Source organism: Aurantimonas sp. A3-2-R12 (assembly GCF_036016755.1).
In the GTDB taxonomy this organism is placed as follows: Bacteria; Pseudomonadota; Alphaproteobacteria; order Rhizobiales; family Rhizobiaceae; genus Aurantimonas; species Aurantimonas coralicida_A.
This window is the reverse complement of the sequence record NZ_JAYXIH010000009.1, coordinates 1-20,749: the sequence shown is the minus strand read 5'-3', so window position 1 is coordinate 20,749 and position 20,749 is coordinate 1. Positions and strand designations below refer to the sequence as shown.

The window sequence follows — 20,749 nt, the reverse complement described above, 5'->3', positions numbered from 1 at the left end:
TGAAAGTCCCTCGGTTTGCTGACCGTTGATCCGGAACATGGACAGGCTCTTGCCCATCCGCGACCGTTCTGCCATATTGCCGCCGATAGGACAGCATTGCTGTCATAATATGATGCAAATGGGCCGCGCGGGCGCGCGCTTCGCGCCTGAAAGACGCGGCCGGGTTCTATCCTGACGCCAGAGGTCGTGCGACAAGCCGGCTGAAATTGAATGCTCGGGCGGCGGCCGGACGCGGGGACATACCCCGAGGGCCACGCCGAACCGGGCCCAAAAGTGCGGCCGCAAATGGCCGGACGAAGACACGGGCGCGGCTGAACGCCGGCGCCGCGACGACGGGAGACGACGCGATGACGAATCTGTCCAACGCCGAAACCTTCGAGACAGCGGTCTCGACCACCGACGTCGCCGCAGCGATCAAACCGCGCACGGCGCCAGGACGGATGGGGCTCTACGATCCGCGCAACGAACACGATGCCTGCGGCGTCGGTTTCATCGCCCATATGAAGAACGAAAAGTCCCACTCGATCATCGAGAAGGGCTTGCAGATCCTCCGGAATCTGACCCACCGCGGTGCGGTCGGGGCAGACCCGCTGATGGGCGACGGAGCGGGAATGCTCGTCCAGATTCCGCATGATTTCTTCAAGGAGGAGATGGCGGCTCAGAGCGTCGATCTGCCGGAGCCCGGTGAATACGGCGTTGGTCATGTCTTCATGCCGAGGGACGCCGAACAGCGGCGGCACATCGAGACGGTGTTCGAGGACGTGGCGCGCGAGGAAGGCCAGACGGTGCTCGGCTGGCGCGACGTGCCGGTGTCGAACGATCAGCTTTCCCAGGCGCCCGAGATCGTCGCGACGGAGCCCGTGCATCGGCAAATCTTTATCGCGCGGAGCCCATCGGTGACTGCCGACGATTTCGAGCGTCGGCTCTTCATCCTGCGCAAGGTCGTCTCGAACCGCGTCTATTCGGAGGCCAAGGGCGAGGACATCGGCTTTTACGTCGTGTCGCTCTCCTCGCGGACGATCGTCTACAAGGGAATGTTCCTGGCCTATCAGCTCGGCCCGTATTACGCCGACCTGACGGACCCGCGCTTCACCAGCGCGCTCGCCCTCGTCCACCAGCGGTTCTCAACCAACACGTTCCCGTCCTGGAAGCTCGCGCATCCCTATCGGATGGTCGCCCATAATGGCGAGATCAACACTCTGCGCGGCAACGTCAACTGGATGGCGGCGCGTCAGGCTTCCGTCGATTCGGAGCTGTTCGGCAACGATATCTCCAAGCTCTGGCCGATCTCCTACGAGGGCCAGTCGGATACAGCCTGCTTCGACAACGCGCTCGAGTTCCTGACCGAGGGCGGCTATCCGCTCGCCCACGCCATGATGATGCTGATCCCGGAAGCCTGGGCCGGCAACAAGCAGATGGCGAAGGATACGCAGGCCTTCTACGAGTATCACGCGGCGCTGATGGAGCCTTGGGACGGTCCGGCGGCCGTGGCCTTCACCGACGGAAGGCAGATCGGCGCGACGCTCGACCGCAACGGCTTGCGCCCGGCGCGTTACGTCGTCACCGACGACGATCTCGTCATCATGGCCTCGGAAGCCGGAACGCTGGAAATCCCTGAAGAGCGGATCATCACCAAGTGGCGGCTACAGCCGGGCCGGATGCTTTTGATCGATCTGGAAAAGGGCCGGATCGTCTCCGACGACGAGATCAAGCGCGAGATGGCTGGCGCGCACCCCTATCGTGACTGGCTGAAGAACACCCAGATCATCCTGGAAGATTTGAAGCCGGTGGCGCCGCGGGCGTCGCGCTCCGACGTCTCGCTGCTCGATCGCGAGCAGGCCTTCGGCTACACGATCGAGGAGACCCGAACGCTGATGGCGCCGATGGCCACCACCGGCCAGGAAGCGATCGGCTCGATGGGCACCGACACACCGATCTCGGCGATGTCGTCCAGCTCGAAGCTGCTCTACACCTATTTCAAGCAGAACTTCGCCCAGGTCACCAATCCGCCGATCGACCCGATCCGCGAGGAATTGGTGATGAGCCTGGTCTCGTTCATCGGGCCGCGGCCGAACATCTTCGATCTGGAAGGCTCCTCGCGCCGCAAGCGGCTGGAGGTTCGCCAGCCGATCCTGACCAATGGCGACCTCGAGAAAATCCGCAATATCGGCCACACCGAGGATCGCTTCGACACCAAGACGCTCGACATGACCTATGCGGCAGAAAGCGGCGCGGCGGGCATGGCGGGGGCGCTTGATCGGCTGTGCGAACGTGCCGAGGCGGCGGTCGTCGGCGGTTACAACATCATCATCCTGTCGGACCGCCAGGTCGGCCCGGACCGGATTCCGATCCCGGCGCTGCTCGCCTGCGCGGCGGTCCATCACCACCTGATCCGCAAGGGCTTGCGTACGGCGGCCGGGCTCGTGATCGAATCCGGTGAGCCGCGCGAGGTCCATCATTTCGCGTGCCTGGCCGGCTACGGGGCCGAGGCGATCAACCCCTATCTCGCCTTCGACACGCTGCTCGAAATGCACCGGCGGCAGGAATTCCCGCCGGAGGTCGATCCGAACGAGGTCGTCACTCGCTACATCAAGTCGGTGGGCAAGGGGCTTTTGAAGGTGATGTCCAAGATGGGCATCTCGACCTACCAGTCCTATTGCGGCGCCCAGATCTTCGATGCGGTCGGCCTGCAGACGGACTTCGTCGAGCGGTATTTCACCGGTACGGCGACGACCATCGAAGGCGTCGGCCTCGACGAGGTGGCGCGCGAGACCGCCGAGCGTCACGCCCGGGCCTTCTCCGACGATCCGGTGCTGGCCCGCTCGCTCGAGATCGGCGGTGAGTATGTCTACCGGATGCGCGGCGAGAGCCACATCTGGTCGCCGGACGCGGTGGCGACGCTGCAGCACGCGGTGCGGACCGATTCCTGGGAGAAGTACCAGGACTACGCCAAGATGGTGAACGAGTCCGCTGTCCAGAACTCCACCATCCGGGGCCTCTTCCGCATCAAGGCCGCCGAGGAGGCGGGGCGTGCGCCGGTGCCGCTGGACGAGGTGGAACCGGCCAAGGACATCGTCAAGCGCTTCTGCACCGGGGCGATGAGCTTCGGCTCGATCTCGCGCGAGGCACACACCACGCTGGCCCGGGCGATGAACCGCATCGGCGGCAAGTCGAACACCGGCGAGGGCGGCGAGGAATCCGACCGGTTCACGCCGCTGCGCGATGGCTCGGCGAATCCGGAGCGCTCGGCGATCAAGCAGATCGCATCGGGCCGGTTCGGCGTGACGACGGAATATCTGGTCAACGCCGACATGCTGCAGATCAAGGTCGCGCAAGGGGCCAAGCCCGGCGAGGGCGGGCAGCTGCCCGGCCACAAGGTCGACGCGACCATCGCCAAGACCCGGCACTCGACGCCCGGCGTCGGCCTGATCTCGCCGCCCCCGCACCACGACATCTATTCGATCGAGGATCTGGCGCAGCTGATCTACGATCTGAAGAACGTCAATTCGGCGGCCGATATTTCGGTGAAGCTGGTTTCCGAGGTCGGCGTCGGCACGGTCGCGGCGGGCGTCGCCAAGGCGCGCGCCGACCATATCATCGTCGCCGGCTACGACGGCGGTACTGGCGCCTCACCGCTGACCTCGATCAAGCACGCCGGCAGCCCCTGGGAAATGGGCCTTGCCGAGACCCAGCAGACGCTGGTGTTGAACGGCCTGCGCTCGCGCATCTGCCTGCAGGTCGACGGGGGTCTCAGGACCGGTCGCGACGTCATCGTCGGGGCGCTGCTCGGCGCCGACGAGTTCGGCTTCTCGACGGCGCCGCTGATCGCTGCCGGCTGCATCATGATGCGCAAGTGCCACCTCAACACCTGCCCGGTCGGCGTCGCGACGCAGGATCCGGTCCTGCGCAAGCGCTTCAAGGGCACGCCCGAGCATGTGATCAACTTCTTCTTCTACGTGGCGGAAGAGGTTCGCATGATCATGGCGGAGATGGGCGTGCGCCATCTGTCCGAACTGATCGGTGAGTCGCAATTGCTCGACCGCAAGGAGATGATCGACCACTGGAAGGCCAAGGGGCTCGACTTCTCCAAGGTGTTCTTCAAGCCGGACGCGCCGGCCGAGGAACTGCGCTGGACCAAGCGTCAGGAGCACCCGATCATCGATATTCTCGACCGTAAACTGATCGCCGAGGCCGAACCGGCCCTGACGGCGCGGCAGATTGTGGTGATCGAAACGCCGATCACCAATGTCGATCGCTCGACCGGGGCGATGCTGTCGGGCGAAGTCGCCAGGCGCTACGGCCTGAAGGGGCTGCGCGACGATACGATCACGGTGAAGCTCAGCGGCACCGCCGGACAGAGCTTCGGCGCGTTTCTCGCGCGCGGTATAACCTTCGAGTTGACCGGCGACGGCAACGACTATGTCGGCAAGGGGCTCTCGGGCGGCCGCATCGTCGTCAAGCCGCGCGCCAACTCCCGCGTCGTGCCGGAGGAGTCGATCATCGTTGGCAATACCGTGCTCTATGGCGCGATCTCGGGCGAATGCTATTTCAGGGGCGTCGCCGGCGAGCGCTTCGCGGTTCGCAATTCCGGCGCGATCGCGGTTGTCGAGGGTGTCGGCGATCATGGCTGCGAATACATGACCGGTGGCCTCGTGGTGATCCTGGGCGAGACAGGCCGCAACTTCGCGGCCGGCATGTCGGGCGGCGTTGCCTATGTCTACGACGCGGTCGGTGACTTCGCCGAGCGCTGCAACATGGCGATGGTCGATCTGGAGCCGGTGCCCGAGGAGGACGATCTCCTGGAGAAGCTGCACCACCATGGCGGCGATCTCGCCTATAAGGGCCGTGTCGACGTTTCCTCGGACATGACCGGCCATGACGACGAGCGGCTGTTCCAGCTGATCTCCAATCATCTCCATTACACCGGCTCGGGCCGGGCGGCGGAAATGCTGGAGAACTGGGAGGTTCACCGGCCGAAATTCGTCAAGGTGATGCCGGTCGAGTACCGCCGGGCGCTGCAGGAGATGGAGCGCATGCGCATGGGCGTGGCGGCGGAGTAGCGACTTTCTCAGCGTCTTTCCATCCAGCCGACGAACCGGTGTTGTCGCGTGTGCCAGAGCCGCACGGCACCGTCGGCAGCCCCCCGGATGGTCGACTTTCCACGGGAAATGCGGCATCAGCGCAGGCAAAGTGGCTCCGGCTCGGCGGCGCCTGTATTCAGATTGAACCGGGTCCGGAGTGGGGCGACAGCGCGCTCCTCGGGCTTCGTTCCAGGAAGTGCTCCCGGCTTGAGATGAGCTGGAAGAATGGAGTGACGGCATGGGCAAGGTAACCGGATTTCTCGAGATCGATCGGCAGACGCACAAGTATCAGCCGGCATCCGATCGCATTCGCCATTTCCGCGAGTTCACACTGCCGATGTCGGACGAGGAAGTCGGCAAGCAGGCGGCGCGCTGCATGGACTGCGGCATTCCCTATTGCCACGGGCCGACGGGCTGTCCGATCCACAACCAGATCCCGGACTGGAACGATCTCGTCTACCAGGGCGACTGGGAGACGGCGATCCGCAACCTGCATTCGACCAACAATTTTCCCGAGTTCACCGGCCGTATCTGCCCGGCGCCTTGCGAGGAAGCCTGTACGCTGAACCTCGAAGACGTGCCGGTGGCGATTAAGACGGTCGAACAGGCACTGGCCGACAAGGCGCACAAGCTTGGGCTGATCAAGCCGCAACCGGCCAAGACCAAGACAGGCAAGCGAGTCGCGATCATCGGCTCCGGGCCGGCGGGTCTTGCCGCTGCGCAGCAGCTTGGCCGCGCTGGCCATGACGTGCATGTATTCGAGCGGGAATCGCGTCCCGGCGGCCTGATGCGCTACGGCATTCCGGACTTCAAGATGGAGAAGCACTGGATCGACCGGCGCGTCGCGCAGATGGAAGGCGAGGGGGTCACCTTCTTCTGCGGCGTCAATGTCGGCAAGGACAAGCGGGTCGAGGAACTGACCGCCGAATACGACGCGGTGTTGTTCTGCGGCGGCGCCGAGCGCCCGCGCGACGCCGGGATTCCCGACGAGGGGCTGACCGGTATCTACGATGCGATGCCCTATCTCGTGCAGCAGAATCGCCGGGTCGCCAATGAGAATATCGCCAGCGTCGGCTGGCCCAGCGAGGAGATCTGGGCCGGTGGCAAGCATGTCGTCGTGGTCGGCGGCGGCGACACGGCATCGGATTGCGTCGGCACGGCCTTCCGCCAGGGCGCGGTCAAGGTGACGCAGCTCGACATTCGCCCGCAGCCGCCGAAGACCGAGAATAAGCTCGAAGTCTGGCCCTATTGGGCAACCAAGATGCGGACTTCGTCGAGCCAGGCGGAAGGCGCGATCCGAGAATTCCAGATCGCGACGCTCGCATTTGTCGGCGAGGACGGCATTCTGACCGGAGTCGAGTGCGCGGAAGTCGACGAGCAACGCAAGCCGCTGCCCGGAACCGAGTTCGTCATCAAGGCGGATCTCGCCTTCATCGCCATCGGCTTCGCCGGTCCGTTCATGGACAGCTTCATGCGCGACGCGGGCGATGCCCTGGCGACCCGCACCGACCGGCGCGGCAACGTCTCGATCGCGGCCGACGACGACCGCTATCTGACGTCGGTGGACAAGCTCTACGCTGCTGGCGATACGCGGCGGGGCCAGTCCCTGGTCGTCTGGGCGATCCGGGAGGGCCGGCAGGCGGCGCGGGCGATCGATCTCGACCTGATGGGCGAGACAACCCTGCCGCGGTGACGGCGAAAAATGGCCTCGATACCCTGTGATCTATCGCGCGCGTCACTCGCCGCGCCGCGCTTCGTTGATCGCAGTCAGTTGGCCGGGGCGTCGCCCTTGGCGGCCTGGTTATCGTCGGCCCAATCCTGGATGATCGCATCGACGATCGACGGCATTTCTTCCGGCGGCTTGATGCCTTCGGAGGCGCGAACGGCGTTCAGGTCCAGCGAGCCGCGATAGGCAATCGGCGGCCCCTCCGGCACCACGGCGCGGGTCTTTTCGTTCCAGGCGAAATTGTCGGCGCGGCCTTGCACGTCTCCGGTTCCGTTGCCGGCGATGAGGCGGTCGCGCGGCGATGGCTCCAGCGTGAAGCCGCTGGTCGCTCCGCCGCCCAGAAGCGTTTCGGCCCCAGCGAGCGCCGGGTCATCGATGGACATGGGCGCCGCGCTCACCGCGTTGGCGGCATTGCCGAGCGGCGGCAATTGCATGTTCGGCAACTGTTCGTCCGACAGGCTGATCAAGGGAGAGGCCGAGTTCTTCAAGACGCGGGCGATGGCGCGCTCCACGAAAAAGGCCATCTTGTCGTCGCCGGCGTCGGTCATAGTGATGCCGTCGGAATTGCGAAGCTGCACCTGTTGGCCGCTGACCCCTGGACCCGAATAGACGAAGCTGCCATTCGCGTCGACGAAGCCTTCCCAGATATCGACGAATTGGCCGGAAACCTTCGTCGCGCCCTTGCGGTAGAGATCGTTGAGAAAGACCATGTCCTCGCTCATCCGCTCAAATTTGAACGACGGCATTCCGGCCCAGATCAGAGGCACATTGCGGTTCTTCACGATCTCGGCGATTTCACCGATGCGCTTTTCGTACTCCGTCGTCCAAGTCTCGGATCGTGGCGACAGCGTTCCCGATCCCATTTCGATCGGCTGCCGGTCGTTGGACCCGATCATCATGACGAGCACCGCCGGCTTTTCTTCGTCGATGATCGGACCCAGATTGTTCGGCCAGTCATAGAAGTCGTCACGCACCAGCCCGGACGAGCCGTTGATCCGGGATTCGACCGTGACCATTTCGTTGTCATCATAGATCGCGTTGAGGCCATCAGCGAGGGAATCGGCAAGGAAATCGCCGACTACCAGCACCTTCTGGGCATTGGCGTCCTTGGGTGTCTGCTCGCTCTCAGCGACCTGCGAGATACTGGCAGGCGTCGTCGCCTTCTGGCTCGCACGTTGCGGCTTTTTGGGTGAACTCGGTCGCGCCTTCCGCTGAACCTTGGCCTTTCTGCTGGCCGTGGCCGGTTTGCGCGCCGAGGGTTTCTTCTTACGGATCACCTTCTTGCGAATGACGCGGCGTTCCGGCACGGCGCGCGTACCACCGCCGAACAGCATCTCCAGGACGGTCCGTGGGCGCTCTTGGGCCGAGGCGGTGCTTGCGGGTGCCAACCCGGTGATCAGGACCGCGAGACCGGCCAAGCTTGCGACGAAGGCCAAGCGCGCCCGCCGCCATCCTGCCATCGTCGCCTGCCGTGCCATCATGGGGCCTCTACTTCCCGCTCTGGGGTCAGTTGCGTCGGAGGAACTCCAACAGTGCCTTGGACGCATTGCCATCCTGCGCCATGCCGGCCCTACCTTGTAACGACATGATCGCCGATTTCGATCCGGAACCGATCTTACCATCGATCTTGCCGTCATAAAGGCCTCTGGAGGCAAGATGCTTTTGGAGTTCGTAGCGCTCCTGGCTGGAAAGCGGCGTGTAACCACGCGGCCAGTCGCGATAGAGCCCACCATATCCGCCGATCCGGTCGCCGAGCATGCCCACGGCGAGCGCATATTTGTCGGCGTTGTTGTAGCTTTTCAGGACGAAGAAGTTCTTCGTCATCAAAAACGCCGGTCCGTTGTCGCCGGCCAGACGAACCAGATTGGCATTGTCCGAGGGATTGGGGAAACCCTTCCCGTTCGGCCGCAGAAATCCAAGGCTTTGCCATTCACCCAGGCTGCGGTTGTCGCGCTCGAGCTTGCCCTGATAGCGGTCCGGAACGACCACTTCGTAACCCCAGGTCTTGCCAGGCTGCCAGCCATTCTTGCGCAAGAGATTGGCAGCCGTGGCGAGCGCGTCGGGGACCGATTCCCAGATGTTCGCGCGACCGTCGCCGTCGATGTCAGCGGCGTAGGCGAGGTAACTGGTTGGGATGAACTGGGTGTGGCCCATGGCACCAGCCCATGAGCTGATCAGCTTGTCCGGAGCGACTTGGCCGGCCTGGGCGATCTTCAACGCCGCGATGAGCTGCTGACGCGCGAATTTGCCGCGGCGCTTGTCGAGATAGGCAAGCGTGGCAAGCGAGCGCGGCAAGCTCTTCATTACGTCGTCGCGGGTGAGAATCTGACCGTAATTTGTCTCCATCGACCAGATCGCCAAAAGGATGTCGCGATCGACGCCGAAACGCTTTTCGATGCGATCGAGCCAGCTGTCATATTTGGCGCGCATCGCATGGCCCTTGGCAACCTGCTCGTCGTTGACGCGGTTGTCGACGTAGTCCCACACCGTGTCCTTGAACTCAGGCTGGTAGCGCGCTTTCTCAAGAACATCCGGATCGGGCGACGTGACGCCCGCGAACGCGGCGCGATAGACGTTGCGGCTGACGCCATTCTTCGCGGCAACGCTCTCGAAATTCTGGATCCACCGCTGGAAACCGGCATCGGCGAAGGCCGGGGCCGCGAGAAAGATCGAGACGACCACCGCGACGAGGGCCGATCCGAGCCATCTCAAGCGGGGTCCGGTCATTCGTTGCATGTGTCTTCTCCTTGGTCATTTCATTCGGCTGAGCGAGGTTGGAAGACTACGGCGAGGTCGTTAAGAGTTCGTTCACCACTCCGCAGGGTCGCGAACCCGCGGTCGACTGGTTTTGCCGAGTTGTTTCGCTATTTCACGGCGAAAAGGCGGCGGGATGCTCAAATAACGGCGTCCACCCAGCGGCCTATTCGCGACATGTCGCCACGAATCCGAGGACCAAGCCATCATGAAAAAAGTCAGAAAAGCCGTCTTTCCTGTCGCTGGTCTTGGCACGCGCTTCCTGCCGGCGACGAAATCCATTCCGAAGGAAATGCTGACGGTCGTCGATCGGCCGGTCATCCAGTACGTCGTCGATGAGGCGTGGGAGGCCGGGATCGAGCACCTGATCTTCGTCACCGGCCGCAACAAGGGGGTCATCGAGGACTATTTCGACATCCAGGTCGAGCTTTCCAACACCCTGGCCGAACGCGGCAAGTCGGTGGAGCTGGCGCTGCTTGACGATTTGCAGCCGAAGCCAGGCACGGCGAGTTTCACCCGCCAGCAGGCCCCGCTCGGCCTCGGGCACGCAGTCTGGTGCGCCCGCGAGCTCGTCGGCAACGAGCCGTTCGCACTGCTTTTGCCGGACATGATCATGCAGGCGGAAAAGGGCTGTCTGGCCGCGATGGTCGAGCTTTACGAAACCGCTGGCGGCAATGTGATCTCGGTCGAACAATGCGATCCGAACGAGACGCAGAAATACGGCATCGTCGGCGAGGGCGAGGCGGTCGGGGCCGGTTTCCGTGTCGACGGCATGGTGGAAAAACCCCAGCCCGCCGACGCGCCGTCGAATTACTACATTTCGGGCCGCTACATTCTGCAGCCGGAAATCTTCGACATCCTGAAGACCCAGGAAAAAGGCGCCGGCAACGAAATCCAGCTCACCGACGCAATGCTGAAACTGGCGGGCCGCCAGGAATTCTCGGCGTATCCGTTTGCCGGCCGGACCTTCGACTGCGGGTCGAAGGAAGGTTTTGTCGAGGCCAACGTCGCCTTCGCCCTGTGGCGCCCGGATATCCGGGAAAAGGTGATCGATAATATCGAACGGCTGATTCATACGGTGGAGCCGAACGGCGAGGCCGTCGCGGCAAAATAGTGGATGTCGCTCGTCTGGCCTCTTAGCGCTGCAGCTTCACACCGAGACGAATCGTATCGGCGCTGTAGTCGCCGCCAGGCGATTGCGCATAGACTTCCTGATGGTTGTAGAGGCCGGTGAAGGCGAGGGTTCGGTTGAGCCAGTAGGTGATGCCGGTCTCGCCGGTCAGGGTGGTCTCGTCGGCCTGGGGAAGCGTCGAATCGCTGTATTCGGCGCTCAGGGCCGCAGTGAGGTCGGCCCGCGCCGTCAGCACGCGCCGCAGGCCGATGGACCCTTCGTAGGATGTCGTGGTGGACTGGCCTGTGGTGTCAGGATCGAAAGCGGTGCGGGCGGCGATCGTGATGTCCGTCCCGCGTCGCGGCGACCAGACGAGATTGGCGTCGAGGGTTGGCGTGCCGGTCGCCTCGACGGCCGGATCGTCCGGCAGGTTCCAGGCGTAACCTGCGGCGATCTCACCAGTCAGCTTCTCGGTGAGGTTCAGCGCCAGACCCGCGCGCAGCGAGGGAAGCAGCGAATCCCGCTCGACATCGTTCGGCCCCCCGTTGTTCGAATCGTCGAACAAACGCCAACCGACGCTGCCCTCGATGAAGGGCGTGAGCGCCGGCGACAGTTCGTAGCCTGTTCTCAACCCCGCCGTGAGCGTCGTGTAGCTCTGGTCGGGGGAACCCGAGGGCAGGCCAAAATAGGCCTCGCGGGCGGCGGTTCCGGTGCCGGTGACGCGCAGCCGGCCGAAATCGCGCTGAAGTTGCGCCGAGGCCGAGGCGTTGAGGACCTCGGGGCGGTCGGAATTGCGCAGGGTGGTGTCGATTTCGCTAACATCCTCGCGGCGATACGCCACCGCGCCCCTCAGCGTTGCGGTCGTGACGCGGTCGAGGTCGAACCGCAATCGACCATCGACCGCCGCCTCCGGGTCGTCGCGGGTCTCGCCGGAGAAATTTCGGCGGAAGGTGAGACGCGAGTTCAGCTCCGCCTCGTCATGCGACCAGTCGGACAGGAGCCGCGCCGAGATGGTCGTCTCGCTGAAAACGCCGCCTTCTCCGCCTGCGATCTTGTCGAGATTGGTCGAGGCGCCAAGGGTCTGGATCAGCTCGGGATAGAGTATCAGGCTGCCGGCGCGGATGCCGACGGGCGCAAAGGGATCGGCCTCGTGGCGGCGGATAATGCGGCCGATGGCCTCGGCCGGCCGGTTGGTCCGCAGGCTGGAATCAGCGGCCAGAGCTTCGCCGGCGACGCCCGCGGCGAGCGGCGGGTTGCTTGGTTGAAGGCGGGTCGACGGACGGCGGTTCTGCCGGCGCAGTTCGTCTTGCGCGGCTTGATCTTTCGCAGCGTCGTCAACGCGGACGGATCGCGAATCCACGGGCTTGACCGGTTCGGCCGGGCGCGCGCGAAGGATCGTAGTGTCGAGTGCGTCCGCCTTGGTCGCAGGTCCGTCGAACAGGTTGAACTCCCGGATCGACCTCGGGGGCTCGCTGGCCGGAGGCTCCAAGGCCTCGTCGAGCAACGGACGGTCTCGCGGACGCAATGTTGGAGCCGGGGCATTCAATTCTTGGGACGCGCTGCCGAGGGTGCGGGTATTGGTTCGCAAGCCATCGAGACCCCGCGATCCGAGCAGTTCCCCATCGGTCCGAAGTTCCGGCATGGAAAGCGTCTGCCCGAAAGCCGCCACCGGGCCTAGCCCGGATGGGAAAGACGAGGCAAGGCCAAGAGCGGCGGTGGCCAGCGTCAATCGGAATCGGTGGAATGTCCAAACCATCGCGGCGTCGTCTGCACCTTCTGCGAGCACGCGCGGCAAAACCCGAGCTTGCCGATTGGTAAATTTTCATGGTTAAGAAGTCGTTACCGGGGGGGGGGGGCGCATCCCGTCGTGGACTTGGAATGCCCGCACATGTCATCATCTGGCCCCAACGGTCTGCGATCGACGGTGATGGAGCCGTGATGGCGGAGCCCGACAGGAGCATGCGACGAACGTGATTCCCAAACCCGAGCCTGACAACGTCGGCGCGCGCCTCGGCGCGCAGTCCGCCGTGCGCACGATCGAGACCGAAGCCGAGGGGCTGATGACGCTGGCGGGTCTGTTGAAGACCGGCATGGCGGCGCCGTTCGAGCGCGTTCTCGATATCATTCAAGGCATCAAGGGCCGGCTGATCGTCACCGGCGTTGGTAAGAGCGGGCATATCGGCGCCAAGATCGCGGCAACCTTCGCCTCGACCGGTACCCCGGCGTTCTTCGTCCATCCGGCCGAGGCCAATCACGGCGATCTCGGCATGATCGGTCGGGACGATGCCATCCTCGCCATGTCGTGGTCCGGGGAGACCGCCGAGCTGAAGGGGATCGTTGCCTATTCACGGCGCTTCCGTATTCCGCTCGTCGCGGTCACGTCCCGCTCCGATTCGACGCTCGGACGCGAGGCCGACGAGGCGCTGACATTGCCGCGGGTCGCCGAAGCCTGTCCGCACGGCCTGGCTCCGACTACCTCGACGACGCTGCAAGTGGCGCTCGGCGACGCCCTTGCCGTCGCGCTGCTTGAGCGTCGCGGCTTCACGCCGGGCGACTTCCGGGTCTTCCATCCCGGTGGTCAGCTGGGTGCGAGCCTGATGCATGTCGGCGACATCATGCATGTCGGCGAGGCGATGCCGCTGGTTCCGTCCGGCACGCCGATGTCGGAAGCGATCATCGTGATGTCGCGCATGGGTTTCGGTTGCGTGGCCGTGGTCGATCCAGATGGGTGCCTCACCGGCATCGTCACCGACGGAGATCTGCGCCGGCATCTGGGCGACGACCTTCTCAGGCAGACGGTCGACGCGGTGATGACCCGCGACCCCAAGACGATCGAGCCGGAAACCCTGACCGTCAAGGCGCTGGACATCGTCAACAGCCTCAACATCACGGCTTTGATGGTGGTGCGCCAAAAGCGACCGGTCGGGATCGTGCATCTGCACGATTTGTTGCGGATCGGCGTCGCCTGACTGCGGGGCACGGCAAACGGCCCGTCAGAGTGGCTGGACAGGCTCCACCGTCAGAACCGATCCCGTCGCGCCGATAATGCGCACGCGGCTGGCCTCGGGCAGATCCGGGCCCTCGACGCTCCACCAGCTATCCTCGATGGCGACGCGGCCGCGACCGTTGACGATCGCCTGGGTCAATACCGCCTCGCGGCCGATCAGACGGCGGGTTCGGCGGTTGAGCAAACCGGATCCGCCGGCCTCGCTTTTCGAGCCGTACCAGCGCCGCCCGAGATAGACGCTGATGGCCGACAGCACGACGAAGGCGAGAACCTGCTGTTCCCAGCCGAACCAGCCGCCGGTGCCGAGAAACAGGGTGTTCATGCCGACGATCAGCGCCGCGATGCCGAAGAAAAGCAGATAAACACCCGGCAGGACGACTTCGAGCGCGAGCAGAACGAGGCCGAGAATCCACCAGCCATAGTCCGACAGTGCCTCGATGATGACGCTCACGCTTCGCTCCGTCCCATCGGCGAATCTGGAGCCCGGTTACCGCTTGCGGGTACGCGCGGGGTAGTTCGCGAAGCGGCCTGGCCGGACTCGCCGAAGGTGGCGCGGGCGACCTCCGCGATGCCGGCGATCGAGCCGATCAGAGACGAGGCTTCCAGCGGCATCAGCACGACACGCTGATTGGGCGCCGAGGCGATCTTGGCGAGGGCTTCGGTGTATTTCTGCGCGACGAAATAGTTGATCGCCTGGATGTCGCCGGCGGCGATCGCCTCGGAGACGACGCGGGTGGCGGTCGCCTCGGCCTCGGCCAGCCGCTCACGCGCCTCGGCTTCGCGCCATGCCGCCTCGCGCTTGCCTTCGGCCTGCAGAATCTGCGACTGTTTCTCGCCCTCGGCCCTCAGGATCGCGGCATTGCGCGAACCTTCGGCTTCCAGGATTTCGGCGCGCTTCTCACGTTCGGCCATCATCTGCCGGGCCATGGAATCGACGAGGTTCTTCGGCGGGTTGATGTCCTTGATCTCGATGCGGGTGATCTTGATCCCCCAACTGCTGGCTGCCTGATCGACAACCCGCAGGATCTTTTCCGAAATCGCGTCGCGGTTCGACAGAAGGTCGTCGAGATCCATCGAGCCCATGACCGAGCGCAGATTGGTCATGACGAGATTGAGAATGGCGTTTTCCAGCCCGGAGACCTCGTAGGCGGCGGCCGCCGCGTCGAGCACCTGATAGAAGGCGACGCCGTCCGCCGCGACCGAGGCGTTGTCGCGGGTGATAACCTCCTGGGTCGGCACGTCCAGCACCTGCTCCATCATGTTGAGCTTGCGCCCGACGCGCTCGATGAACGGCAGGATGATGTTGAGGCCCGGCGTCAGGGTGCGGGTGTAACGGCCGAATTTCTCGACCGTGTAGTTATAGCCCTGCGGCACCGTCTTGACCGTCGAAAACAGGACGACGATCGCGAAGAACAGAAGAACGAGGACGAAAATTCCAGAGCCCGAGAGCATGTCACCTCCATCCGCTCGGGACGGTGTCGCTCGGCGCGGACCCGTATCACCGACCGGTGTGCGACTATCGCGTCAGGCGGTGCGCGACGCAAGCGATCTTCCGCCCATGCGGCCAATCGGGCTCAGTCGAGCCAGCCCCTCAGTTCCCGCCGCACCATCGCCTCGATGACGTCCATGCCCGGTTCGGAATCGTTGAGGCAGGGGATGTGGCTGAACTTCTCGCCGCCGGCCTCGTGGAAGATCTCGCCAGCCTCGCCGGCGATCTCCTCCAAGGTCTCAAGGCAGTCGGAGACAAAGCCCGGATTGAGCACCGCGATGCGCTTGATCCCCTCCTTGGCCAATGCCTCGACGGTCTTGTCGGTATAGGGCTGCAGCCATTCCTCCGGCCCGAAGCGGGACTGGAAGGTGGTCATCAGCCGGCCGGGCTGCCAGCCGAGCCGCTCCTCCAGTAGCCGCGAGGTCTTCTGGCAGTGGCAGTGATAGGGATCGCCCTTGCGGAAATAGCTCTGCGGAATGCCGTGATAGGAGGTGATCACGCGTTCCGGCTCGAAATCGAGACCGGCGAGATGGGTTTCGATCGAGCGGGCGAGCGCGTCGATATAGACTGGCTCGTCGTGATAGGCTGGCACCGTGCGCACGGCCGGCATCCAGCGCTTACCCATCATGTGCTGGAAGAATTTGTCGTTCACCGTTGCCGTCGTCGAGGCGGCGTATTGCGGATAGAGCGGATAGACCAGGATGCGCTCGCAGCCCTGGTCCAGAAGGGCGTCGGTGCGCTCGGCGATCGAGGGCTGGCCGTAGCGCATGGCCCAGTCGACGACGACCGAGGCGTCGCCGGCCATGCGCACCGCCAGCTTCTCGCCCTGGGCCCGCGTGAAGGTCCGCAGCGGCGATTCGTTGCGTTCCTTGTTCCAGATCTGGGCATAGGCGGCGCCGGATTTCTTCGGCCGCGTGTTGAGCACGATGCCGTAGAGGATCGGATACCAAGCGGCGCGCGGCCACTCGATGACCCGCTTGTCGGAGAGGAACTCCTTCAGATAACGCCGCATCGGCTTGAAATCGGTGCCGTCGGGCGTGCCGAGATTGACCAGGAGAACGCCGACCTTCGGCTGTTTGACCTGCGGGTGGCCCGCCGGGAGGGGGCCGATCGCCCGCTCGGCGATCGTCTTGGTCAGGGCAGTCATCGTCGCGTCCTTGCACAGTCTCGCGGGAGCAAAATCTTGCTTGGCTCATCGCCTGGCCAACCGCACGTAGCCGCGACCGTGTCACCCGGTAAACGGCCCCGGTATGGTTGCGGCCTGCGGACGGCCCTCGGTGGAGACCGGGATATAGGAAATTTTGCCGGAGGGTGAAGCGGGTCGAGGCCGTTTGCCCCTGCGACAAATTCCTCAGGCGCGGGCGAGATCGAAGCGGTTGCCGCTGGACGTCGCGCAGGAAAGGCGATTCGCGTCGACCTGATTGCAGTTGGCCGAAACCTGCTGGTTGCGCGTGGTCGATGTGTAGAGCAGATTCACTTGGCCGGGACCGAGATCGGTATAGTTGCCGGAGGCCAGGAGACCGTTGGTCGCCCGCTCGACCGAGGTGAAACGGCCATTTTGGAAGGTTGCCGTATAGGCGACCGGGCCGCCGATCGAAGCCCAGCGCCCCTCGATGCCCTGCGGCTGAGCCGGCAACACTTGGGCCCGCTGCTCGGTCTGGCAGGCGCTGAGAGCAAAAGTCGCGAGCAGGAGCGAAACAGCGAGACGACGCATCAGAAGAACCCCAAAATTTAGGCGCGGCACCCTCCAGGCCGAGAATCAAGCGCCGAACCGAACCCCAACGGGGGCAAACCACGAAACCAGTCGTGAAAGCCTAGTCGTGAAAGCCTAGTCCACGCGTCGATTAAAAGTCTATCGCATTTTGTTCAAATGAATTGCTTTCGATCAAAGGGCCGGAGCGTCGCCGGTGACATCATCCCTGTTCGCACGCACGCAGCAAAGGAGATTACGATGTTCGCGCAACTGGCCGCCCCGAGCCATGTTTTGGCATTTCGGCTGAGTGGCAAGGTCATCGGAGAGGATATCAAGCGTTACAAGGAACTGCTCGAGACGATGCTGGGCTGGCATGGCGACATCAGCCTGTGCGTCGACGTCACCGGCCTTTCGGACATGGATGCCGACGCTCTGCTCGAGGGAATGAAAGCCGATCTCGAATTTTTGTCCCATATCCGTCAATTCAGGCGCGGCGCCGTGATCTCGGACAAGGAATGGCCCCGAGCGGTGACCGGCTTCTTCAGCCCGTTGTTCCCGAACTTCGAAATGAAGAGCTTTGCTCCGGAGCAGGTTGAAGAAGCGCTGAAATGGGCCGCCGAGCTTCCCGCGCTGCCACAAGCCGATACCCCGGCGGTGCGGTTCCTGCCGACATCGCGGGACGACGTTCTCGCTTTCGAGGTCGACGGCGTGATCTCGGAGTCGGAGTTCCCGACCGTACTCGCTGAGATCAACGCCTTGTTCGACCGTCACGACAAAGTCCGCCTGCTCGGTCGCATCAAGCATCTGGGCGGCTTCGATCCGGCCATCCTCATGCAGAGCGGTCTGATCCCCATGAAGCTCGGGGCCATGCGGAAGGTGGAGCGCTACGCCATCGTCGGCGCGCCCGGATGGATGTCCAAGATGATTTCGACGATGAATCCGCTGTTCGATGTCGACATGCGAACGTTTCCGGCGGAGCGGGAGGCGGAAGCCTGGGCCTGGGTCGAGGCCGAGCCAATCTTGTAGCGTAACGTGCTTTGCCGTCGCTTTAGCTGACGGGTTCGGCCTTGCGGGACGGGATGACGGAATGAATCGAACCGATCGTCTCGATCGACCGTATGCGGTTGTCGCTGGTGAAGGTGAACCAATACATGGTCGTCCCGGTGATCAGCGTCCCGGTCTTATCATCCCGGCGTGACCAGTCGCATCGGCTGGCCGCTTCGTCCATCTCGCACACCAGACCGCGCAACTCGTAGGAGAGATAGGTGGTGCGCTTGAACATCTCGTCGAAGAACGCCCGCGCCTGTTCCTCGCCCTGAAGCTCGAATTCGCCCTCCATCCGCCCGAACCAGGGCATGTCAGACTGTTCCGCGTTGCTACGCTGGGACACTTTGGCGCCGGGAGCGAAATGCCGGGCGATCGTCCCGCCCGCTCCCGCCATCACCGCTTCCATCACCTCTTCGACGACCGCGCGCTTCGCGTCGGTATCAGCCATGCTTTGCTCCGGGAGGGACCGGATCCAAGCCCGATCCCTCAAATTGTAGGCGTCATACGTCCCGACGCCGCATCGCCGGTCGATACGCATTAGCGCAACCGGACGTTAAATGCTCAGCGAACGAGGATGTTCCGGAACTGCCAAGGGTCTTTTTCGTCAAGGTCCTCGGGGAAGAGGCCCGGACGATCCGTCAACGGCGTCCAGTCGGTGTAATATCCCTTGACCGGACCGAGATAGGGAGACTGCACCTCAAGGCAGCGCTTGTAGTCCATTTCGTCGGTCTCGACGATGCCGGCTTCGGGATTTTCCAGCGCCCAGACCATGCCCGCCAGGACAGCCGAGGTCACCTGCAGGCCGGTGGCATTCTGGTAGGGCGCGAGCTTGCGGGTTTCCTCCAGCGAGAGCTGCGAGCCATACCAATAGGCGTTCTTATCGTGACCGTAGAGCAAGACGCCGAGTTCGTCGATGCCGTCGGTCAACTCGCTTTCGTCGAGGACATGATGCTCCGGCTGAATCTTGCCAGCCGCGCCGAACAGCTCATGCAGCGACAATACCGCGTCGTTGCAGGGGTGATAGGCGTAGTGGCAGGTCGGCCGGTAGGTCACTTCGTCGTCGCGGTTGCGATGGGTGAAGAAGTCCGCGATCGAAACGGACTCGTTGTGGGTGACGAGGAAACCGTATTGCGCGCCCGGCGTCGGGCACCACGTCCGCACGCGCGTATTGGCGCCCGGCTGCTCCAGATAGATCGCCGACTGGTGGCCCTTCTTGTGCTTGTTGGCGTTCTTCGGCATCCACTTCTCATGGGTGCCCCAGCCCAGTTCCGCGGGCTGCATGCCTTCCGACAGGAAACCCTCGACCGACCAGGTGTTCCAGAACACGTTCATCGGCTTCGGCGCCTTGGCGAGCTGGGTGTCGCGCTCGGCGATGTGGATACCCTTGACGCCGGCCTTCTTCATCAGCTTGGCCCAGCCGTCGCGGTCATCCTGCGTCGGCTCCTCGAAATCGAGGCCGACCTCGCGGGCGACGTCGACCAGGGCCTGTTTGACGAACCAGGAGACCATGCCCGGATTGGCCCCGCAGCAGGAAACGGCGGTTGTCCCGCCCGGATTCTTGCGCTTTTCCTTACGGACGGTCTCGCGCAGGGCGTAGTTGGTGCGATCGGCGTTGGAGAGAGACTCGTCGAAGTAAAAGCCGAGCCACGGCTCGACCACGGTGTCGATGTAGAGCACGCCGAGTTCGCGGCAGAGCTTGATCAGGTCGAGCGACCCGGTATCGACCGACAGATTGACGCAGAAGCCCTGGCCGTCGCCTTCGGTGAGCAGCGGCGTCAACAGATCCCGATAGTTTTTCCGGGTTACGGCCTCGTTGACGAAGCGGATGCCGCGTTCGTCGAGGAGATGCTTGTCGGCGTCGTTCGGATCGATGACCGTCATTCGCTGTTTGTCGTAGTCGAAATGGCGTTCGATCAGCGGCAGGGTGCCCTTGCCGATCGAGCCGAAACCGATCATCACGACCGGGCCGGTGATCTTGGCGTGGACCGGGTGGTTCTTCTTGGCCATGCGGCATCCCTTTCGATGATTGTTGCGCCGGAACGTTGCGCGAAGCCGCTAGAGCAGTTCGACGACGAATGGAAGAGCGGGGTGAGAGAGCGCGATGATCGAGCGGGATGATCGAAGGGGCGAAACGGCCGTTGTCGACACGGCCGCGAGACCATCGAGATCACAATTGCAGGCCGTACGATGCAACTTCCCGCCGCGTTGAGACAGGCGCTCGACGCACGGCTCGACCGCCATGCGCTCGATGATCTGCGGAGCGCGGGCGAACGGCTGTCGGGACGCTACCGCGCCGAGATCCGCGACGGGCGTCAGCACCTCGATGGCGAGCCGGCGGTGCTCGCCTATCTGGCGGCCCGCATGCCGGCGACCTTCGCCGCAATCCGGGCCAGCCTGGAGCAGATCACGCTGCGGCGTCCGGATTTCGCGCCAGACACGCTTCTCGATATCGGTGCCGGGCCGGGCACGGCGCTTTGGGCCGCCAGCGATGCCTTCGAAAGCTTGCGCGAGGCGACGCTGGTGGAGGCGAGCGCGCCTGCGCTCGCCGTTGGCCAGGCGCTCGCGGAAGAGGGATTGGCGGTGGCGACGCGCTGGGTGCGCGGCGATGCGACAGCGAATCTGGCGGAGTGCGCGCCGGCTGATCTGGTGACGCTCGCCTATGTCCTGGACGAATTGGCGCCCGAGGCTCGGGGGCCGCTCGTCTCGCGGCTGTGGCGGTTCACGCGCGATGTCCTAGAGCATCCGGCGAATAATTTGAATCGACGGGTTCCCATTTGATGTTCGGTTTGATTCTCTGTGAGCAGGAGGTGCTTCATGGGAAAGGCTGTTTCATCAGATTTG

Annotated in this window: 14 protein-coding genes and 1 pseudogene; 6 read left to right on the top strand and 9 right to left on the bottom strand. The window is 63.9% G+C overall.

Annotation, left to right across the window (positions count from 1 at the left end; all coding sequences use genetic code 11):
- Positions 1–437: 437 nt before the first annotated feature.
- A pseudogene (gene gltB / locus VSX60_RS06740) lies at positions 438–5,060 on the top strand (glutamate synthase large subunit); the annotation flags it as partial.
- Positions 5,061–5,319: 259 nt separating this feature from the next.
- Positions 5,320–6,774 (top strand): glutamate synthase subunit beta, encoded by a 1,455-nt coding sequence (locus VSX60_RS06735; RefSeq protein ID WP_327623383.1) that lies wholly within the window; start codon positions 5,320–5,322, stop codon positions 6,772–6,774.
- Positions 6,775–6,848: 74 nt separating this feature from the next.
- On the opposite strand, the gene VSX60_RS06730 is transcribed toward VSX60_RS06735, so the two are convergent.
- Positions 6,849–8,288 carry an SGNH/GDSL hydrolase family protein gene (locus VSX60_RS06730; protein WP_327623382.1) on the bottom strand — a complete coding sequence of 480 codons (1,440 nt, stop codon included), beginning with the start codon at positions 8,286–8,288 and terminating at the stop codon, positions 6,849–6,851.
- Between the two features lie 25 nt (positions 8,289–8,313).
- Entirely contained in the window at positions 8,314–9,534 is a 1,221-nt protein-coding gene (locus tag VSX60_RS06725) for a lytic murein transglycosylase (protein ID WP_327623461.1), read from the bottom strand.
- A 235-nt stretch (positions 9,535–9,769) separates the two neighbouring features.
- On the opposite strand from VSX60_RS06725, the gene galU reads away from it, so the two are divergent.
- Positions 9,770–10,675 (top strand): UTP--glucose-1-phosphate uridylyltransferase GalU, encoded by a 906-nt coding sequence (gene galU, locus VSX60_RS06720; RefSeq protein ID WP_327623381.1) that lies wholly within the window; start codon positions 9,770–9,772, stop codon positions 10,673–10,675.
- Between the two features lie 22 nt (positions 10,676–10,697).
- Here the strand turns inward: galU and VSX60_RS06715 are convergent, their stop codons facing one another.
- Positions 10,698–12,176 carry an outer membrane beta-barrel protein gene (locus VSX60_RS06715; RefSeq protein ID WP_327623380.1) on the bottom strand — a complete coding sequence of 493 codons (1,479 nt, stop codon included), beginning with the start codon at positions 12,174–12,176 and terminating at the stop codon, positions 10,698–10,700.
- 469 nt (positions 12,177–12,645) lie between these two features.
- Here VSX60_RS06715 and VSX60_RS06710 point away from each other — a divergent pair, with 469 nt between their 5' ends.
- Positions 12,646–13,641, top strand: a complete 996-nt coding sequence (locus tag VSX60_RS06710) for a KpsF/GutQ family sugar-phosphate isomerase (protein WP_327623460.1) — start codon at positions 12,646–12,648, stop codon at positions 13,639–13,641.
- Between the two features lie 24 nt (positions 13,642–13,665).
- Here VSX60_RS06710 and VSX60_RS06705 read toward each other — a convergent pair whose 3' ends face one another.
- The 4 genes from VSX60_RS06705 to VSX60_RS06690 form a co-directional block, all read right to left on the bottom strand.
- A complete protein-coding gene (locus VSX60_RS06705) occupies positions 13,666–14,130 on the bottom strand; it encodes an NfeD family protein (RefSeq protein WP_327623379.1) in 465 nt (154 codons plus the stop codon).
- On the bottom strand, positions 14,127–15,131 hold the full coding sequence (locus VSX60_RS06700) for an SPFH domain-containing protein (RefSeq protein WP_327623378.1): 1,005 nt from the start codon (positions 15,129–15,131) through the stop codon (positions 14,127–14,129). Before VSX60_RS06700 ends, VSX60_RS06705 begins: the two co-directional genes overlap by 4 nt.
- Positions 15,132–15,253: 122 nt before the next feature.
- Positions 15,254–16,315 carry a ferrochelatase gene (hemH, locus tag VSX60_RS06695; protein WP_327623377.1) on the bottom strand — a complete coding sequence of 354 codons (1,062 nt, stop codon included), beginning with the start codon at positions 16,313–16,315 and terminating at the stop codon, positions 15,254–15,256.
- A gap of 204 nt (positions 16,316–16,519) precedes the next feature.
- Positions 16,520–16,882 (bottom strand): hypothetical protein, encoded by a 363-nt coding sequence (locus tag VSX60_RS06690; RefSeq protein WP_327623376.1) that lies wholly within the window; start codon positions 16,880–16,882, stop codon positions 16,520–16,522.
- 237 nt (positions 16,883–17,119) lie between these two features.
- Between VSX60_RS06690 and VSX60_RS06685 the strand changes: the two genes are divergently transcribed.
- The gene (locus VSX60_RS06685) at positions 17,120–17,887 is read left to right on the top strand and encodes an STAS/SEC14 domain-containing protein (protein ID WP_327623375.1); all 768 of its coding nucleotides are present in this window, start codon (positions 17,120–17,122) and stop codon (positions 17,885–17,887) included.
- Positions 17,888–17,909: 22 nt separating this feature from the next.
- Here the strand turns inward: VSX60_RS06685 and VSX60_RS06680 are convergent, their stop codons facing one another.
- A complete protein-coding gene (locus VSX60_RS06680; RefSeq protein WP_327623374.1) occupies positions 17,910–18,356 on the bottom strand; it encodes a nuclear transport factor 2 family protein in 447 nt (148 codons plus the stop codon).
- Positions 18,357–18,469: 113 nt separating this feature from the next.
- Positions 18,470–19,915 carry a homospermidine synthase gene (locus VSX60_RS06675; protein WP_327623373.1) on the bottom strand — a complete coding sequence of 482 codons (1,446 nt, stop codon included), beginning with the start codon at positions 19,913–19,915 and terminating at the stop codon, positions 18,470–18,472.
- A 180-nt stretch (positions 19,916–20,095) separates the two neighbouring features.
- Here VSX60_RS06675 and VSX60_RS06670 point away from each other — a divergent pair, with 180 nt between their 5' ends.
- On the top strand, positions 20,096–20,686 hold the full coding sequence (locus VSX60_RS06670) for a small ribosomal subunit Rsm22 family protein (protein ID WP_327623372.1): 591 nt from the start codon (positions 20,096–20,098) through the stop codon (positions 20,684–20,686).
- The last annotated feature ends 63 nt before the right edge of the window (positions 20,687–20,749 follow it).

Excerpts from the sequence above, each read along its gene's own strand:
- VSX60_RS06685 (WP_327623375.1), top strand. The coding sequence starts at position 17,120 with ATGTTCGCGCAACTGGCCGCCCCGAGCCATGTTTTGGCATTTCGGCTG.
- VSX60_RS06730 (WP_327623382.1), bottom strand. The coding sequence starts at position 8,288 with ATGATGGCACGGCAGGCGACGATGGCAGGATGGCGGCGGGCGCGCTTG.
- VSX60_RS06675 (WP_327623373.1), bottom strand. The coding sequence starts at position 19,915 with ATGGCCAAGAAGAACCACCCGGTCCACGCCAAGATCACCGGCCCGGTC.
- VSX60_RS06725 (WP_327623461.1), bottom strand. The coding sequence starts at position 9,534 with ATGACCGGACCCCGCTTGAGATGGCTCGGATCGGCCCTCGTCGCGGTG.
- VSX60_RS06690 (WP_327623376.1), bottom strand. The coding sequence starts at position 16,882 with ATGCGTCGTCTCGCTGTTTCGCTCCTGCTCGCGACTTTTGCTCTCAGC.
- hemH (WP_327623377.1), bottom strand. The coding sequence starts at position 16,315 with ATGACTGCCCTGACCAAGACGATCGCCGAGCGGGCGATCGGCCCCCTC.
- galU (WP_327623381.1), top strand. The coding sequence starts at position 9,770 with ATGAAAAAAGTCAGAAAAGCCGTCTTTCCTGTCGCTGGTCTTGGCACG.
- VSX60_RS06670 (WP_327623372.1), top strand. The coding sequence starts at position 20,096 with ATGCAACTTCCCGCCGCGTTGAGACAGGCGCTCGACGCACGGCTCGAC.
- VSX60_RS06680 (WP_327623374.1), bottom strand. The coding sequence starts at position 18,356 with ATGGCTGATACCGACGCGAAGCGCGCGGTCGTCGAAGAGGTGATGGAA.
- VSX60_RS06700 (WP_327623378.1), bottom strand. The coding sequence starts at position 15,131 with ATGCTCTCGGGCTCTGGAATTTTCGTCCTCGTTCTTCTGTTCTTCGCG.
- VSX60_RS06735 (WP_327623383.1), top strand. The coding sequence starts at position 5,320 with ATGGGCAAGGTAACCGGATTTCTCGAGATCGATCGGCAGACGCACAAG.